The organism is Antarctobacter jejuensis, assembly GCF_052266595.1.
Lineage (GTDB): Bacteria > Pseudomonadota > Alphaproteobacteria > Rhodobacterales > Rhodobacteraceae > Antarctobacter > Antarctobacter jejuensis.
The window spans coordinates 112,355-127,833 of record NZ_JBQQXJ010000005.1 but is presented as its reverse complement, the minus strand read 5'-3'; the positions used below and the strand labels follow the sequence as shown (position 1 = coordinate 127,833).

The window sequence follows — 15,479 nt, the reverse complement described above, 5'->3', positions numbered from 1 at the left end:
GGCGTGGCGCCAGTTCCGGGCAAAGCCGGTCAGTTGCGCCTGTCGCCGTTGTCACGAAAGTTCGACAGCAGCCGCCCAACCATGAACGAGGATCGGGGCGTATAGATATAACGGGTGCTTTTGGCCTTGGTCCGGCCTGTCCGCATCCGGACCAAGCCAAAGACCACCAGCACCGCATGTCCGATGGCGATCAGGACAAACAGGGCGGGCGGGCCATAGGCCTCGATCAGGGCCGAGGCCACCCAGGGGGCGGCAATCGCGCCGACCGCGTACCAGAACATCAGCGCGGCCGACAGGGCGACGCGCTCTTCGGCATCGGCAAAGTCATGGGCGTGTGCGGCGGCAATGGAAAAAATCGGAAAGGTGGTCAGGCCGAACAGGGCCGCCGTCAGCATGATCGCCGCGGTCGGCATGCCTGCGGCCAGCCCGGTCAGCGTGCAGGCCACGACCGCCGCGATCGACAGCCAGATCAGCACGTGCCGCCGGTCATAGCGGTCGGCTAGCCAGCCGACCGGGTATTGCGCCAGCGCGCCTCCGGCCACGAAAGAGGCCAGAAACAGGGCGATTTGCCCGGTCTCCAGCCCGACGCCGGTGCCGTAGAGGGGGCCGACCATTCGGAAAGAGGCGCTGGACAAGGCGGCCACCAGCACACCGGCCACCGCCAGCGGCGACCGTGCCCATGCCAGACCGGGCGTCAGACGCGGCGCGTCGGGCATGTCCGGCGGGACCAGCCGGGTCAGCGTCAGCGGCAGCAGCGCCGCGCAGCAGATCAGCGCCAGAATCGTGTAGCTGATGTAATGCGCGGGCGGCAGGATCGAGATGATCATCTGCGCGCAAAGCGATGCGCTGATGTCGACAAGTCGGTAGGCCCCGGTGGCGCGGCCACGGGTCTCGTTGGTGACCTTGGCGTGCATCCATGCCTCGATCACCGTGTAGCACCCCGCCACGCAGATGCCCTGTCCGATGCGCAGAACGCTCCAGACATAGGGATCGTCGCTGAGGACATGTCCCAGGATGCCGATGGTCCCAAGCGCGGTGAAGGCGGCATAGGCGCGGGAATGGCCGACATCGCCCATCAGGCGCGGCGCCCACCAGCAGCCGATGAAGAAGCCCGCGAAATGGGCCGAGCCGAGAAAACCGATTTCCTGTGTCGAAAAGTTCAGCGCCAGTCCCGACAGCGCGTCCAACGGACCGACGCCGCCCGAGGAGAGCTGCAGCAGAATGACGGAAAGGAACAGGGCGGCGAAGGAGACGATCAGGCGCATGCTGCCCTTGTGCGTCACCGGGAACGGGATGTCAGGTGGGCTCGCGACATTTTCTGTGTCGTTTCGGTCTTTTCCTCCGGGACAGGGCAGGGGCGGGTCACGCCTCTGCCGGATCGGTCCAGCGCGTCAGCCGCTCCTGCGCCAGCCGCCAGCGTTTCGGCGGCATCATCCGGGCGCGCAGTCGTTCGATTTTCCAGGCCTCCTGCCCCGGGGCATGGGCCGGATCGCAAGACAGCCGCGTTTCGATCCCCGGCGCACCGCCGCTGCCCGGTGTCAGCAGCAGCCCTACAGGCCGGAACAGGCCCGCCCCGGTGCCGGTTTCGGCGGCAAGGTGCAACCGGCGTACCGGGGTCATTCCGGGCGGTTCGGCCAGATCGGCCACCACCACCGGCACCGCGCCGCTGCGCAGGGCCTCCTCCATCGCCCAGAGGCTGTCATCGGGGCGGTCGGCGCTGACGAACAGCACGTCGCCGGGATTGAGGAGTCCGGCCATGCCGCAGGGGTTCAGTTGATCGGTGCCGTGGCGACGGGTGATCCAGACCACCGACCCCTCTGCCTGCGCCGCGATTTTCAACGCCAGCAGGCGCCGCGCCTGACCGCAGATCTCATGCACCCGCGCAAGTGGCAGGGTGATATCCCCCCAGAGCTGCAGGCCGGGGGGTGGGCTGTGCGGACGGCGCGACAGCAGGGCGGAAGCGGAGGCCATTGTCATGTTGATCAGTGTAGATTGTTCTCATTTTGTTCTCAAGATGCTGGCCGGGGCTGTTCGCTCACAATACCGCGGATGCGTCCTGTCGGACTGCATTTGCTGTTTCGGGGACCATGTCCGCATCCGTCCGTGACAGGCGGCCTCCCCCTTGCCATCCGGGCGGGGGGTGTCATCTTGCGCCCCGAAGCGAACATCAGAAACGATCATCAAACGGGGCACCCCCATGAAAATGAACCCTCTGGGCCGCAGCGGCCTGCAGGTGACCGAGCTTTGCCTTGGCACCATGACTTATGGAACCCAGACCCCGCCGGAAGAGGCGCACCGTCAGATCGACCGGGCGCTGGAGGCGGGCATCAACTTCATGGACACTGCCGAGATGTACCCGGTGAACCCGGTGCGGGCCGAAACCATTGGCCGGACAGAAGAGATCATCGGGGACTGGTTCGCGGCTTCGGGGCGGCGGGCAGAGTGGGTCCTTGCCACCAAGCATTCCGGCGAGGGCAGCAAGGCGCGGGACGGCGCGCCGATTTCTTCAAAGTCGATCCGCGAGACGGTTGAAGGCTCACTGAAACGGCTCAAGACCGATTACATCGATCTCTACCAGTTCCACTGGCCGAACCGGGGCAGCTATATGTTCCGCAAGAACTGGCGCTATGATCCCGCGAAATCGGGCTGGAGCAGGGCGCAGGTGGTGGCGGATATGGAGGATTGTCTGGGCGCGCTGCAGGCCGAGGTGGAGCGTGGGACGATCCGGGCCTTTGGCCTGTCGAACGAAAGCGCCTGGGGCACGCAGATGTGGCTGGAGGCGGCCGACCGCGTGGGTGGGCCGCGCGTGGCCTCGATCCAGAACGAATATTCCTTGCTGTGCCGGATGGCCGATACGGATCTGGCCGAGTTGATGACCTACGAGGATGTGGGGCTGCTGCCGTTTTCGCCGCTGGGGGCGGGTTTCCTGACCGGGAAGTATCAGGGCGGCGCGGTGCCGGAGGGGTCGCGCATGTCGTTGAACGAGGGCATGGGCGGGCGGCGGACCGAGCGGGTGTTCGAGGCTGTGGCCGCCTATCTGGAGGTGGCGCGGGACTTTGGCCTTGATCCGGCGCTGATGGCCCTGGCCTGGTCGGCGCAGCGGTCCTTTGTGGCCTCGTCGATCTTTGGCGCGACGACTTTCGAGCAGTTGGAGCACCTGTTGGGGGCGGTCGAGGTGGAGCTGTCGGAAGAGGTGCTGGAGCGGTTGGATGCGGTCCACAAGGCGCATCCGATGCCCTATTGAATTTGGTGTGTCCACGCGTGGACAGCTTAGGGGGAATGCAGGATCAAGGGGTTACGAGGGCGATTTTACCCTTTGCTAACCTTTGAGGCCTGTGGATCGGGGACGGGTCTCGCGGCCCTTTGGGCCGCATCGCCCGCCCGCCGACCCTTTTGAGGGTGAGGTTTTCGCTTCAGGATTCACCCGTGAACAGGCCCGCCCGCCAGACCCCTCCCTTGCCGATTGATGCCTGAGACAGCCGCCCGTGCAAGGCAAGGGCAAGCCGCGCTTTGCGCGGGGCTGCGCCCCCTTGCCTTGCCCGCGCGTCCGTCTCTTTTCGGCATCAGCAAGGGGCGGAGCCCGGGCCCGAAGGGAGCACCGATCCGGTCGAAGACCGGCAAACTCTCCGGGGGAGTGAACAGTGGTTCGGCCCTTGGGTCGACGATCTCTCCAGTGGAGAGATCGAACTGTGAACGGGCGGAGCCCTGACGCGCGCAGGGGCGGAGCCTTGGGTCTTGGGTCAGGGGGCGAGTTGATCTTGCAGCGCGCGCAGGTGGCCGGGCAGGGCGCGGGCGGTGATGCTGGCCTCCTTGACCAGATGGTCGAAGTGCTGGGTGATCGCCGAGACCCGTTCGGTGTCGCGGAAGGCGAGGTAGTTGCGGCCGAGGTAGAGCACCGCCAGCAGCGGGCCAAAGACGGTGACGGGGGCGGAATAGAGCCTGCGGGCGTCGAAGAGGTAGACGCGCAGGCGGGGGTAGAGCGCCTCTGACAGGTCGGCCAGTTGCGCCAGCTGGCTGCGGCGGTCCTCTGCCGGGAGGTCGGAATAGTAACCGGTTCCGGCGGCGAAATTCGCGATTTCATGAACCGGCAGGGCGATTTCATAGTCCGATTGCGAGGCGCGCATCCAGTTCAGCCGGTCCTCTGAGGCGTTGATCGCCTGCTGGGTCGTCTTGCCCAGATGTGGCGAGTATTCCCATTCCAGCACGGCGCGCGTCTTGAACATGTCGGGCAGGGCGGCGGGCACATGGCGGATCTTGTAGCCTTCGGCCTCGCGGTGCCATTGGTAGATCTGTTCGTCGACTAGGGCGCGGGGCGCTTCGGTCAGGGTCATGGAGGTGGCGAGCAGGTCCGCCGCGCTTTCGGGCCGTTCCGAAAGGCCAAGCAGCCAATCGGTCGAGACGCCAAGCGCCTGCGCGCAGGCCCCGACCACATGCGCGTTGGGCAGGCGCGCGCCCTCATCCTTGAGCAATTGCGAGATGGTGGAGCGGTCCACCCCGATGCTGCGCGCCAGCGCGGTCTGGTTGGACCCCGCCCGCTGCATCGCCTCTGCCAGACGGGCGCGCAGCTGGGCGGCGCGGCGGCGTTTGTCGATAATTTCCATCATTTGGTGATTATTATCACGTCTGCCGAGAATTGTGAACCAGACGCAGAATACCCCACCGCGCACGCCGTCGTTACCTTTGGCCAAAAGGTCAATGAAATGGAGGCAGTATGGAAACCCGCGCGCGCACCTTGGTGAAATCCATCCTTTGGACCCTGTTGGGACTGGTGGTCATGGTGGGGGTCGGCTTTGCCTTTACCGGATCGCTGGCGGTGGGCGGCGGCATGGCGGCAATCAATGCCGTGCTGGGGTTCCTGACCTATCTTGTCTATGAACGGGTCTGGGCCGGGATCCGCTGGGGCCGGCATGGTTGAGCGGTTGCGCGGATTGGAGTGGCCGACGCTGTGTCTGCTGGGCGTCTGTTATGCGCTTTGGGCGCTGGGGACCACATGGGCGGCGGAGGTCTGGCTGCCCCTTGGCATGGCGCTGGTGGTGATCGGCGCGGCGCTGCATTCGTCGCTGACCCATGAGATGTTGCACGGGCATCCGTTCCGGTCGCCTGTCTGGAACGCGGCGCTGGTGTTTCCGGCGCTGTCACTGGTGGTGCCCTATCTGCGGTTCCGCGATACCCATCTGGCGCATCACCGCGACGCGATCCTGACCGATCCCTATGACGACCCGGAAAGCAATTTCATGGATCCCAAGGTCTGGGGCCGGTTGCCGCGCTGGGCGCGTGGCCTGTTGCGGTTGAACAACACGCTGGCCGGGCGGATGGTGTTGGGGCCGGTGATCGGCACGCTGGCCTTTGTGCTGTGGGACCTGCGGGCGGCGCTGCGCGGGGACCGGCGGGTGATGCTGGGCTGGGCGCTGCATGTGCCGGCGGTGCTGCTGGTGGTCTGGTGGATCTGGGCGGTGGCGGTCATGCCGGTCTGGGCCTGGCTGGCGAGCACCTATCTGGCGCTGTCGGTGCTGAAAATCCGCACCTTTCTGGAGCATCGCGCCCATGAGGCCGCGCAGGCGCGCACGGTGATCATCGAGGATCGTGGGCCATTGGCGCTGATCTTTCTCAACAACAACCTGCACGTGGTGCATCACATGCATGCCATGGTGCCGTGGTACCGGCTGCCGCGCGTGTACCGGCAGGACCGCGACCGCTATCTGAGCCGGAACGGCGGCTATCGCTATGGCTCTTACGGCGAGGTGTTCCGGCGCTATTTCCTGCGCGCCAAGGACCCGGTGCCGCATCCGCTTTATCCCGGTGAGTGAGCCGGGCTTGCGCCCGCAGCGCGCCTGTCGCACATGACGGCATGGATCTGTGGATTATCGCAACGCTGGCGGCGGCGGGATTTCAAACCATCCGCTTCATGCTGCACAAGGTGCTGGCCGGCGGCGCGCTGAGCGCCACGGGCAGCACCTTTGCGCGCTTTGCCTATGCCGCGCCTGCGGCGGCCCTGGTTCTGGCGGGCTACCTGTGGGTCACGGGGGCCGATCTGCCGGATCTTGGCGGTGCCTTTCTGGCCTGGGCCGTGGTTGGCGGGCTGGGGCAGATCCTTGCCACGGTGCTGGTGGTGCTGACCTTTCGAGAGCGCAATTTCGCGGTGGGCATCACCTTCAAGAAGACGGAGGTGATTCAGACGGCGCTGATGGGGCTGGTCCTGTTGGGCGAGGCGATTTCGCCGATGGGCTGGCTGGCGATCGGGATCGGCCTGCTGGGGGTTCTCTTGCTGTCGCGGACGCCGGATGCGGCGGGGCTGTGGCGCGGGTTGAAGAGCCGCGCGGTGCTGCTGGGCGTGGGGTCCGGGTTCTTCTTTGCCATTGCCGGGGTGGGCTATCGGGCGACGACGCTGGCGGTGCCAAGCGAGGATCCGGTCTTGCGGGCGGCGGTGTCGCTGGCCTGCGTGACGCTGATGCAGGCCCTTGGCATGGCGGTCTGGCTGCATCTGCGTGAGCCGGGGCAGTTGCGTGCGGTCTGGGCGGCGCGGGGGCGGGCGGTCTGGCTGGGGCTGACGTCGATGGCGGGGACGATGGGGTGGTTCACCGCCTTCACCCTGCAGACCGCGGCCTATGTCTATGCGCTGGGACAGGTGGAGCTGATCCTGTCGCTGGCGGCCTCTGTGCTGTTTTTCCGCGAGAAGGTGACGGCGCGCGAACTGACGGGGATCGGCGTGCTTACGGTGTCGATCGTGGTTCTGGTGCTGGTTCTGTAAAGCTCAGCGGTTCCGGAGACAGCGCGTCGCGCAGGATCAATGTCACGGTGGCGAAGCTGACGTAGAGCAGGAGATACCAGGACCCCATCTTGGACAGGTGCACGATGTCCAGCGTGCTTTGCCCCGAATAGAGCCATGTATTGGTGTTGGTGCCGACGTTTTCCGCGATCCAGAGGAAGATCGAGGTCAGGAAAGCGGCGAGCGGCAGCGGCATCCAGCGGCGCGTGCGGTTGAGGGTGAACCAGACGCGGGTGCGGAGGAACAGCAGCAGGGTGAGGGCCATCAGGACATAGCGCGCGTCGGGCAGGTAGTGGTGGGCGAAGAAGTTCACGTAGATCGCCACGGCGAGCAGGACGGTGGTCCAGAACGGCGGGTAGGGCGCGAATTTCATGTCGAAGATGCGGATAACGCGGGCCATGTAGCTGCCCACGGCGGCATACATGAAGCCGGAAAACAGCGGCACGCCGTAGAATTTCAGGAAGGCCGCTTCGGGGTAGGCCCAGCTGCCTGCGTTGACCTTGAACAGCTCCATCGCGGTGCCGGTCAGGTGGAACAGCAGGATGACCTTGGCCTCTTTCAGTGTTTCCAGCCGGAAGATCAAAAAACCGATCTGCAGCGAGAGCGCGTAGAGGAACATGAGGTCGTAGCGGGCAAGGGGGGCGTCGTCGGGCCAGAAGCGGTCCGTGACCAGAAGGCCGCCCAGCATGAGAAAGCCGAAGAGGCAGGCCCAGCCTTGCTTGAGGAGGAACATCAGGAGGTCTGAAAGACCCCGGGGCAGGCGGGCGCGGGCGTAATCGCCAAGCGCGCGTTCAAGACGGCGGGTGCTGATCATGACGTCCTTGTGGCGTGGCAGGCGTGGCGGTGCCAGTCAGGGCGGCCAGAGGGGTTGCGGCGGGGTGGCTCGGGGGGGGAGGGACCGCCCCGGGGCCGGGGGGGCCGGGGGGGCCGCCGCGGCCCTCCTGCTCACGGGTGGCCCGGGCCTGGGCGGGGGAAGGGGGCGCTGCCCCCGTCGCCTGCGGCGCCTCCCCCGAGGGTATTTCAAGCCCAAAGAAGACCGGGGGAGCGTTCCTTTCAGCTGTCGCGCGGGCCGTTGTAATCGGCGTCCGAGACCTTTTCCATCCAGTCGGCGGCGCTGCCGTCCTGTTGTTCCTGAATGGCGAGGTGGGCCATGGCCACGTCGGGGGCGGCGCCGTGCCAGTGGCGTTCCCCCGGTTCGAACCAGACCGTATCGCCGGGACGCAGTTCCATGACCGGGCCGCCATCACGCTGGGCGAGGCAGAGGCCGGAAAGGATGCGCAGGGTCTGGCCCAGCGGGTGGGTGTGCCATGCGGTGCGGGCGCCGGGCTCAAAAGTGACGATCAGCGCATTGACCCGGGCGGGTGCGGGGGCGGAAATCACCGGGTCGAAACGGACCGTGCCGGTGAAGTAGTCTGGGTTGGGCCTGGACGAGGGGGTGGTTCCGGCGCGGGTGATCTGCATGGGCTGTCCTTTCCTGTTGTCCGCAGCCTAGCGGATTGCGCCGCTTGTGGAAGCGTCCGTCGCGGTGGTGGCGCTGAACGATGTTCACAACCGGGGCGGGGCAATGGCGGGAAAGGTGGCCGTGCACAAGGCGGCGCTATGGGAAAAGCCGGTGGCCTTGGCCGAGGCACGGATTGCCGAGGAGGGATTGCGCGGGTTGAAGGCGCGCGCACGGACCTGATGGTGCGGGCGCTGTTTTCCTCCGTGCATGGGATCGTTCTCTCGGGATAGGAGCCGCGCATCTTTGCCCCACCGTCGTGCACGATGTTCATTGAATGGCGGGCGAGATGCTCGAATTCCTCAAGACGCTGATCGCAGGTGCAAATGTCCGGGCCGAGGAGCAGGTGCGGGACCATTTCTGCATCACGTTGATCGAACGGAAGATCCGCGAGGGGGACCCTCAGCGCGGCAGGGGCGTTGCGCCCTTGTTGTAGGGGGTCCAGTCCTGAATGTCCGGGTAGTAGCGCCTGCGCCAGTCACGGACGCGGGGATTCATCACCCTTCTCCACAGCGGCGGCACCATCGCGGCCATGGTCATGATCGGATAGCCGTAGGGCAGTTGCGGGGCGTCCTCCTGCGCGTGGTTCTGCAGCAGGGGAAATCGGCGGTCCGGTTTGTAGTGATGATCGGAATGGCGTTGCAGGTTGATCAGCAGCCAGTTCGACGCCTTGTGCGCCGCGTTCCATGAATGACGGGGCAGGACGTGTTCGTATTTGCCCTCACCCAGGTGGCGGCGGGTCAGGCCGTAGTGTTCGACGTAGTTGACCAGTTCCAGCTGCCAGACCGCCACCCCGGCCTGCACGAGAAACAGCAGGAGGCCGGTGCCGCCGCCAAGGGCAATGGCCAGCGCCAGCATGATCAGTTGCAGGCCCCAATAGCGCCAGAACGGGTTCGACAGGTGGTGCCAGGGCAGGCTCTTGCGCGCCAGCATGGCCTTTTCGGCGGCAAAACTGCTGAGCAGGCTTTGGCGCAACACGCGGGGGTAAAAGCGGTGGAAGCCTTCGTTGTAGCGCGCGGTCACCGGGTCGCGCGGGGTGCCGACGTAGCGGTGATGCACCAGCAGGTGTTCGGAGCGGAAGTGCGAATAGAGCACCATGGCCAGCAGCAGATCGCCAAGAAAGCGTTCGATGCGGCTTTTCTGATGCATCATTTCGTGGCTGTAGTTGATGCCGACCGTGCCGGTCATGACGCCGACGCCAAAGAAGACGCCGAATTTTTCCAGCGGTGTCAGCGGGGCGTCGCTGACGACCCAGATCAGGGCAAACAGGTTCACGAATTGCAGCGGTACCCAGGCGGCGGTGATGATCTTGTACCATGTCAGCTGCGCGTCGGTGGTCTGCAGGTCTGCATTTTCGGTGTTGAGGCCCAGAACCGCATCCAGCGCCGAAAACAGATACCATGTGGCGGCGATGGGCAGCAGGATCCACCAGCCGCCCAGAGAGGCCGCGACCCAGACCAGCGGAATCAGCAGGTAGGACAGGTAGAAGGGCAGGGCGGCGGTGGGCTGGGCCACCCGATTAGCGGGGATCATCGCGTTGCTCCGATCTGATGCCGGTTCAGTCTAATGCCGCTTGCACCCTGACCCAAGGCGCGATCAGCCACCTTGCGCGAGGTCAAAGGCCTTGCGCATCACCGTAGGCAGGTCGGAGGGGCGAAACTCGGGCAATTCGATGAATTCTCCGCGATGGGGCTGGCGGTCCATCGGGACCAGCGCGGTCTTGACGGTCAGGCGAAGGTGAAAATGCGTGAAGGTGTGGCGGGCCTCGCCGTTCACGGTCTTCCATTCGGCGCGGATGGGCGGATCTTCGGCCGGGGCATCGCCCCAGTCCGAGCCGGGCCAGCCCAGCATCCCGCCCAGCAGCCCCTTGTCGGGGCGCCGCTCCAGCAGCCATGCGCCATCGACCCGGCGGGCGAGGTAGGCGATGCCAAGCCGGGTGGGTTTGCGTTTCTTCGGCTCCTTCTTTGGCAGTTCCGCGGCGGTGCCCTTGGCCCATGCCGCGCAGGAGCGGCGCCAGGGGCACAGGCCGCAGGCGGGGCGTTTGGGCGTGCAGATGGTGGCGCCAAGGTCCATCACGGCCTGCGCGTAACAGCCCGGCCGACTGTCCGGGGTCAGGCGGGCGGCGAAGTCCGTCAGGATCGGCTTGGCCTTGGGCAGGGGGGTGTGTTCGTCGTAAATGCGCGCCATGACGCGCTCTACATTGCCGTCGACCACGGTTTCCGGCGCGTCAAAGGCGATGGCGGATATGGCGGCAGCGGTATAGGGGCCGATCCCCGGCAGGGTCAGAAGGGTGGCGTGATCGGAGGGAAAGATGCCCGCATGGTCCTGCGCCACCACGCGGGCGCATTTCAGCAGGTTGCGCGCGCGGGCGTAGTAGCCAAGCCCTGCCCAGGCGGCCATGACATCGGCATCCTCGGCAGCCGCGAGCGCCTGAACCGTTGGCCAACGTGTTGTGAATGCGTGGAAATAATCCTTGACCGCGGCGACGGTGGTTTGCTGCAGCATGATCTCCGACAGCCAGACGCGGTAGGGATCGGGGCGGATGCCCCGGGCCAGATCCTGCGGCCCCACACGCCACGGCAGGGCGCGGGCATGGCGGTCATACCAGTCCAGCAGGGCCGCTGCGCTGGGTGTTTCTGAGGGCTCATCACGCAAGGGTGAAACTCCGGATCGGTTGGGGGCTGGCGCCGCCCCGCTGGGTCACTAGAATAGCCTCCGGGATTGGGAGTCAAACGTGGCCGACCGCAAGACGACGACATACGGGTTTTCGCGCGCCTCCAAGCTGTTGCAGGGGCGGATCCGGCATGCCGCCGAGGGGCGGGGATTCGCGCAGACCCGGGTGCTGACCCATTGGGAGGAGATCGCGGGCGCGGATATCGCCCGGATCGCGCGCCCTGTCGAGGTGAGTTATTCCAAGGGTGGGTTCGGCGGCACGCTGACCGTTCTGACCACGGGCGCGATGGCGCCGCTGCTGGAGATGCGCCGCGAAGAGATCCGCGCGCGGATCAACGCGGTCTACGGCTACAATGCGATTTCGCGGGTGCGGATTACGCAGACCGCCGCCAGCGGATTTTCCGAAGGCAAGGTCGACTTTCAACACCGTCCCAAGGCGCGCGGCGCGGCCGCGGCAGCCCCCGAAGTACAGGCCAAGGCCAAGGCCGTGGCCGAGGGGGTCGGAGACGAGGGCTTGCGGCAGGCGCTTGAACGTCTGGCTGCAAACGTCATATCGAAGGCGGGCCGGGAGTAGCCCCGGGTGCCAGAACCGACAGAAAAAAGGCTAACGACATGAACAAGATCCTTCCCGCGGGCGCGGTTGCGCTGGCGCTGATTGGCGGCGGTGCGTGGTACTTCACGCAAGGCACGGGCGGTTCCGGTGCTGCAGAGGTGCGCCTGCCCGGAGCGGCCTCGGCGCAGGGTGCAGAGGTGGATACCTCGGCCATCGTCGAAATGGTCAAGGGCGATGAAAACGCGCCGATCGAGGTGATCGAATACGCCTCTTACACCTGCCCGCATTGCGCCAGCGCCCATGCCAGCCTGATCCCGCAGCTGGAGGACAACTATGTCGACACCGGCAAGGTCAAGTTCGTCTACCGCGAGGTCTATTTCGACAAGTTCGGCGTCTGGGCGTCGCTGATCGCACGCTGTGGCGGCCCCGAGAAATTCTTTGGCATCACCGACCTGATCTATAAGGGGCAGGCCGAATGGTCGCGCGCCGGGTCCGAGGGCGCCATCGTGGACGAGCTGAAAAAGATCGGCCGTCTGGCGGGCATGGAGTCCGAGCAGATCGACGCCTGCCTGAACGACAGCGACAAGATCTCTTCTCTGGTGGCATGGTTCCAGCAGAACGCGGCAGAACATGAGATCACCTCGACCCCGTCCTTTGTCATCGACGGCAAGAAATATTCGAACATGAACTATGCGGATTTCTCGGCCATTCTGGACGAAAAGCTGGGGGAATGACATCTGCACCGCGCGGCCCGCTAGAAGGTGTGCGGGTCATCGAACTGGCGCGGATCCTGGCCGGCCCCTGGGCCGGTCAGACGCTGGCCGATCTGGGGGCCGAGGTCATCAAGATTGAGGCCCCGCAGGGCGATGACACCCGCCGCTGGGGTCCGCCCTTTATCGAACGGGAGGGCGACAGGTCGGCCTCCTATTTCCATTCCTGCAACCGGGGCAAATCCTCTGAGGTTGTCGATCTGGCCAGCGCCGAAGGGCAGGCACGGATGCGCGAACTGGTGGCCGGGGCCGATATCCTGATCGAGAATTTCAAGGTCGGTGGTCTGACGAAATACGGGCTGGACTATGCTTCGTTGAGCGCGGTGAATCCGGGGCTGATCTATTGTTCGATCACCGGGTTCGGGCAGGACGGGCCCTATGCGCATCGCGCGGGTTACGATTACATCATTCAGGGCATGTCCGGTTTCATGTCGATCACCGGCGATCCCGATGGCCAGCCGCAGCGTGCGGGCGTGGCGATCACCGATCTGTTCACCGGGCTCTATTCGGTAAGCGGCATCCTTGCGGCGCTGCATCAGCGCAGCCGCACCGGCAAGGGGCAGCATATCGACATGGCGCTGATGGATTGCGCGGTGTCGGCCATGGCCAATCAGGCGCTGAACTATCTCAGCACCGGCACGCCGCCGGGGCGGACGGGCAACTATCACCCGAACCTGACGCCTTATCAGGTGTTCGATTGTTCGGACGGGCATATCATCATCGCCACGGGCAATGACGCGCAGTATCAGCGGCTGTGCCGGTTGCTGGGGCTGGGCGATATGGCGGACGCGCCGGAGTTCGCCTCCAACGCCGACCGGGTGGCCAACCGCGAGGCGATGATCGCGCGGCTGACGGCGGCGACGGCGCAGCGCAGCAAGGCCGATCTGCTGGCCGCCTGCGAGGCGGAGGGCGTTCCCGCCGGGCCGATCAACGACATGGCCGAGGTCTTTGCCGATCCGCAGGTCGTGGCGCGCGGATTGCAGATTGCGCCGGATGGTGTGGCAGGCGTGCGGTCGCCGTTCCGGTTTTCCGACGCGGATCTGGTTCTGGACCGGGCCGCGCCGAAGCTGGGCGAAGGGTAAGCCGGTCCATCGGACCGGCTTGGCCGATCATTCCGACGCGGTGCGCAGGGCAGGCAGCCCGACGCCGGTGGAATCAAACCCGCCGTCGACGGCCACGATCTGACCGGTGACATAGGACGCCTTGTCCGAACACAGAAAGACGATCACCTCTGCCAGTTCCCGTTCGCTGCCGTAGCGGTTGAGCGGGATGGTATCGTGATAGGCCTGAATGATTTCGGGCGAATGCACCGCCATCGACAGCTTGGTCTTGACCGGGCCGGGGGCCACGCAGTTCACGCGGATGTTGAATTCGCCCAGTTCCGCGGCGTGCTGTTTGGTCAATTGGATCACCCCCGCCTTTGAGGTGCCGTAGGCCACCCGCAGGGTCGAGGCCCGCAGGCCGGAGATCGAGGCGATGTTGAGGATCGCACCGCCGTGTTCCTTGAGGTAGGGGATGGCCGCCTGCGAACAGAGGAACACACCGTCAAGGTTGGTGGCCATGACGCGGCGCCACATCTCGAAGTCGCAGTCTTCGATCGGGCCAAATTCGGCCACGCCCGCGTTGTTCACCAGCGCGTCGATGCGGCCCGCCCAGCCGTGCGTTTCGCGCACCATGGCGTTGACGTCCTGCGGGTTCGACACGTCGCGGACCAATGGCAGCACGTTCTTGCGGGTGGCGGTCTGTTTCAGCAGTTCGTCGCCGTCGCGGTCCAGCATCGCCACCTTCCAGCCCTGTTCCAGAAACAGGTCCGCCGTGGCCAGACCGATGCCGCGCGCGGCCCCGGTCACGATTGCGCATTTGGTGTCCATTGGTGTCCTCCCGAATTCCCGTTGCCGCCATTTATGCAGGGGGGCAGGGGAGGGGGGAAGCCCCGTTCTGCCGTCTCAGCCCCGCATCAGATCGGGCAGGTCGCCTGTCAGTCCCGCCGCCTCGCGGATGAAACCGCGGCGCAGGCCGGGCAGGGCGCCGACCGCCGCCATGCCCAGATCCCGGGCGGCGCGCAGGAGGGGGTTGTCGTTGGAAAACAGCCGGTTGAAGATGTCGGTCGAGGTGGCCAGCGCCGCCGTGTCGAAGCGCCGCCACTGCGCGTAGCGGTCCAGAACGCCGGGGCTGGCGAAATCCTCACCCCGGCGGGTGGCATGGGTGATGACATGGGCCAGCACCGCCACATCGCGCAACCCGGCGTTCAGTCCCTGGCCTGCGATGGGATGCATCCGGTGCGCGGCATCGCCCACCAGCGCCACACGGTCAGCCACGAACTGGCGCGCCAATGACAGGTTGAGCGGATAGGTAAAGCGCGCACCCGCGAGGGAGATCTCGCCAAGGAAATCGCCGAAGCGCGGGCGCAGGATCTGCAGGTATTCCTCATCCGGCAGCGCGTTGATCGCCTGCGCGCGGCCCTCTATTTCCGACCAGACGATGGATGAGCGGTTGCCGGTCAGCGGCAGGATCGCCAGCGGCCCGGCGGGCAGGAAAAGCTGATGCGCCACGCCGTTGTGCGGTTTTTCATGGGCAATGGCGCAGACCAGCGCGGTCTGCCCATAGCCCCAGCCCATCCGCCGGATCCCGGCGCGGGTGGCGACACCGCTGTTCTGGCCGTCGGCCCCGACCAGCAGCCGCCCGGTCAGCACATCTCCGTTTGACAGTGTGACAGAGACACCCTCGGCGGTAACCTCTTGCCCGGTCACAAGCACCTCTGCCCGGTGGTCGATCAGGTCCGAAGCCGCCAGCGCGACCAGAAGGGCGCGGCGCAGGTAGCGGTCCTCGACCATGTAGCCCATCGGGCCTTCTTCGATCTCGGCACTGTCGAAATGCAGGCCCAGAAAGACGCTGGCATCGCCCACGCGCCCGTCCGAGACCTTGATTTCATTCATCGGTTGCGCGTGATCTGCCAGCGCGTCCCAGAGGCCCAGACGGTCCAGCATCCGTTGCGAGGATTTGGCCAAGGCATAGGACCGGCCGTCGAAATCCTCTGCCGCGCGGGTGTCGATGGGCAGGGCGTCCAGCACACAGGAGCGCAGCCCGGCCTGCGCCGCAGCCAGTGCAAGTGCGGGACCGTTCAGCCCGCCGCCGACGATGATCAGATCATGTTCCATGACCGGCAATATGATCGCCCGCGCGGGATTGTCCATGCGCCCGCCTGCCGCTACCGTCGCG

17 protein-coding genes are annotated in these 15,479 nt (G+C 65.8%); 8 read left to right on the top strand and 9 right to left on the bottom strand.

Annotated elements, in window-relative coordinates; genetic code table 11:
* Window positions 1-29 precede the first annotated feature (29 nt).
* A complete protein-coding gene (locus ACTXGA_RS09070) occupies window positions 30-1,265 on the bottom strand; it encodes an MFS transporter (RefSeq protein WP_443392884.1) in 1,236 nt (411 codons plus the stop codon).
* Window positions 1,266-1,362: 97 nt separating this feature from the next.
* Window positions 1,363-1,977 (bottom strand): ImuA family protein, encoded by a 615-nt coding sequence (locus tag ACTXGA_RS09065; RefSeq protein ID WP_443392882.1) that lies wholly within the window; start codon window positions 1,975-1,977, stop codon window positions 1,363-1,365.
* A gap of 220 nt (window positions 1,978-2,197) precedes the next feature.
* Between ACTXGA_RS09065 and ACTXGA_RS09060 the strand changes: the two genes are divergently transcribed.
* A complete protein-coding gene (locus ACTXGA_RS09060) occupies window positions 2,198-3,244 on the top strand; it encodes an aldo/keto reductase (RefSeq protein ID WP_443392880.1) in 1,047 nt (348 codons plus the stop codon).
* A gap of 496 nt (window positions 3,245-3,740) precedes the next feature.
* Here ACTXGA_RS09060 and ACTXGA_RS09055 read toward each other — a convergent pair whose 3' ends face one another.
* Window positions 3,741-4,604, bottom strand: a complete 864-nt coding sequence (locus ACTXGA_RS09055; protein WP_443392878.1) for a helix-turn-helix domain-containing protein — start codon at window positions 4,602-4,604, stop codon at window positions 3,741-3,743.
* A 107-nt stretch (window positions 4,605-4,711) separates the two neighbouring features.
* Here ACTXGA_RS09055 and ACTXGA_RS09050 point away from each other — a divergent pair, with 107 nt between their 5' ends.
* From ACTXGA_RS09050 to ACTXGA_RS09040, 3 genes are read left to right on the top strand one after another with little or no spacing between them, the layout of a single operon-like run.
* Entirely contained in the window at window positions 4,712-4,915 is a 204-nt protein-coding gene (locus tag ACTXGA_RS09050) for a DUF2061 domain-containing protein (protein ID WP_443392876.1), read from the top strand.
* Window positions 4,908-5,807: a fatty acid desaturase gene (locus ACTXGA_RS09045; protein ID WP_443392874.1), complete on the top strand. Its 900-nt coding sequence runs from the start codon at window positions 4,908-4,910 to the stop codon at window positions 5,805-5,807. Before ACTXGA_RS09050 ends, ACTXGA_RS09045 begins: the two co-directional genes overlap by 8 nt.
* A 41-nt stretch (window positions 5,808-5,848) precedes the next feature.
* Window positions 5,849-6,748, top strand: a complete 900-nt coding sequence (locus ACTXGA_RS09040) for an EamA family transporter (protein WP_443392872.1) — start codon at window positions 5,849-5,851, stop codon at window positions 6,746-6,748.
* Here the strand turns inward: ACTXGA_RS09040 and ACTXGA_RS09035 are convergent.
* Entirely contained in the window at window positions 6,711-7,580 is an 870-nt protein-coding gene (locus ACTXGA_RS09035; RefSeq protein ID WP_443392870.1) for a DUF817 domain-containing protein, read from the bottom strand. The genes ACTXGA_RS09040 and ACTXGA_RS09035 overlap by 38 nt on opposite strands.
* Window positions 7,581-7,819: 239 nt before the next feature.
* Window positions 7,820-8,227: a (R)-mandelonitrile lyase gene (locus ACTXGA_RS09030; RefSeq protein WP_443392869.1), complete on the bottom strand. Its 408-nt coding sequence runs from the start codon at window positions 8,225-8,227 to the stop codon at window positions 7,820-7,822.
* Between the two features lie 46 nt (window positions 8,228-8,273).
* Between ACTXGA_RS09030 and ACTXGA_RS09025 the strand changes: the two genes are divergently transcribed.
* Entirely contained in the window at window positions 8,274-8,447 is a 174-nt protein-coding gene (locus ACTXGA_RS09025) for a hypothetical protein (protein ID WP_443392867.1), read from the top strand.
* Window positions 8,448-8,666: 219 nt separating this feature from the next.
* Here ACTXGA_RS09025 and ACTXGA_RS09020 read toward each other — a convergent pair whose 3' ends face one another.
* Together ACTXGA_RS09020 and mutY are read right to left on the bottom strand one after the other, a co-directional pair.
* On the bottom strand, window positions 8,667-9,797 hold the full coding sequence (locus ACTXGA_RS09020; protein WP_443392865.1) for an alkane 1-monooxygenase: 1,131 nt from the start codon (window positions 9,795-9,797) through the stop codon (window positions 8,667-8,669).
* A gap of 63 nt (window positions 9,798-9,860) precedes the next feature.
* Window positions 9,861-10,919, bottom strand: a complete 1,059-nt coding sequence (mutY, locus tag ACTXGA_RS09015; protein WP_443392863.1) for an A/G-specific adenine glycosylase — start codon at window positions 10,917-10,919, stop codon at window positions 9,861-9,863.
* Between the two features lie 79 nt (window positions 10,920-10,998).
* Between mutY and ACTXGA_RS09010 the strand changes: the two genes are divergently transcribed.
* The 3 genes from ACTXGA_RS09010 to ACTXGA_RS09000 are packed head-to-tail and all read left to right on the top strand — an operon-like array spanning window position 10,999 to window position 13,342.
* Entirely contained in the window at window positions 10,999-11,511 is a 513-nt protein-coding gene (locus tag ACTXGA_RS09010) for a DUF721 domain-containing protein (RefSeq protein WP_443392862.1), read from the top strand.
* 38 nt (window positions 11,512-11,549) lie between these two features.
* Entirely contained in the window at window positions 11,550-12,224 is a 675-nt protein-coding gene (locus tag ACTXGA_RS09005) for a DsbA family protein (protein WP_443392860.1), read from the top strand.
* Complete coding sequence (locus ACTXGA_RS09000; protein ID WP_443392858.1) at window positions 12,221-13,342, top strand: CaiB/BaiF CoA transferase family protein; 1,122 nt, start codon at window positions 12,221-12,223, stop codon at window positions 13,340-13,342. Before ACTXGA_RS09005 ends, ACTXGA_RS09000 begins: the two co-directional genes overlap by 4 nt.
* 27 nt (window positions 13,343-13,369) lie before the next feature.
* Here ACTXGA_RS09000 and ACTXGA_RS08995 read toward each other — a convergent pair whose 3' ends face one another.
* Both ACTXGA_RS08995 and ACTXGA_RS08990 read right to left on the bottom strand, forming a co-directional pair.
* Entirely contained in the window at window positions 13,370-14,131 is a 762-nt protein-coding gene (locus ACTXGA_RS08995) for an SDR family NAD(P)-dependent oxidoreductase (protein WP_443392856.1), read from the bottom strand.
* Window positions 14,132-14,206: 75 nt separating this feature from the next.
* On the bottom strand, window positions 14,207-15,454 hold the full coding sequence (locus ACTXGA_RS08990) for an FAD-dependent monooxygenase (protein WP_443392854.1): 1,248 nt from the start codon (window positions 15,452-15,454) through the stop codon (window positions 14,207-14,209).
* Between the last annotated feature and the right edge of the window lie 25 nt (window positions 15,455-15,479).

What these genes read in the sequence shown, in the direction of transcription:
- ACTXGA_RS09070 (WP_443392884.1), bottom strand. Translation starts at nt 1,265, where the DNA reads ATGCGCCTGATCGTCTCCTTCGCCGCCCTGTTCCTTTCCGTCATTCTG.
- ACTXGA_RS09065 (WP_443392882.1), bottom strand. Translation starts at nt 1,977, where the DNA reads ATGACAATGGCCTCCGCTTCCGCCCTGCTGTCGCGCCGTCCGCACAGC.
- ACTXGA_RS09060 (WP_443392880.1), top strand. Translation starts at nt 2,198, where the DNA reads ATGAAAATGAACCCTCTGGGCCGCAGCGGCCTGCAGGTGACCGAGCTT.
- ACTXGA_RS09055 (WP_443392878.1), bottom strand. Translation starts at nt 4,604, where the DNA reads ATGATGGAAATTATCGACAAACGCCGCCGCGCCGCCCAGCTGCGCGCC.
- ACTXGA_RS09050 (WP_443392876.1), top strand. Translation starts at nt 4,712, where the DNA reads ATGGAAACCCGCGCGCGCACCTTGGTGAAATCCATCCTTTGGACCCTG.
- ACTXGA_RS09045 (WP_443392874.1), top strand. Translation starts at nt 4,908, where the DNA reads ATGGTTGAGCGGTTGCGCGGATTGGAGTGGCCGACGCTGTGTCTGCTG.
- ACTXGA_RS09040 (WP_443392872.1), top strand. Translation starts at nt 5,849, where the DNA reads ATGGATCTGTGGATTATCGCAACGCTGGCGGCGGCGGGATTTCAAACC.
- ACTXGA_RS09035 (WP_443392870.1), bottom strand. Translation starts at nt 7,580, where the DNA reads ATGATCAGCACCCGCCGTCTTGAACGCGCGCTTGGCGATTACGCCCGC.
- ACTXGA_RS09030 (WP_443392869.1), bottom strand. Translation starts at nt 8,227, where the DNA reads ATGCAGATCACCCGCGCCGGAACCACCCCCTCGTCCAGGCCCAACCCA.
- ACTXGA_RS09020 (WP_443392865.1), bottom strand. Translation starts at nt 9,797, where the DNA reads ATGATCCCCGCTAATCGGGTGGCCCAGCCCACCGCCGCCCTGCCCTTC.
- ACTXGA_RS09005 (WP_443392860.1), top strand. Translation starts at nt 11,550, where the DNA reads ATGAACAAGATCCTTCCCGCGGGCGCGGTTGCGCTGGCGCTGATTGGC.
- ACTXGA_RS09000 (WP_443392858.1), top strand. Translation starts at nt 12,221, where the DNA reads ATGACATCTGCACCGCGCGGCCCGCTAGAAGGTGTGCGGGTCATCGAA.
- ACTXGA_RS08995 (WP_443392856.1), bottom strand. Translation starts at nt 14,131, where the DNA reads ATGGACACCAAATGCGCAATCGTGACCGGGGCCGCGCGCGGCATCGGT.
- ACTXGA_RS08990 (WP_443392854.1), bottom strand. Translation starts at nt 15,454, where the DNA reads ATGGACAATCCCGCGCGGGCGATCATATTGCCGGTCATGGAACATGAT.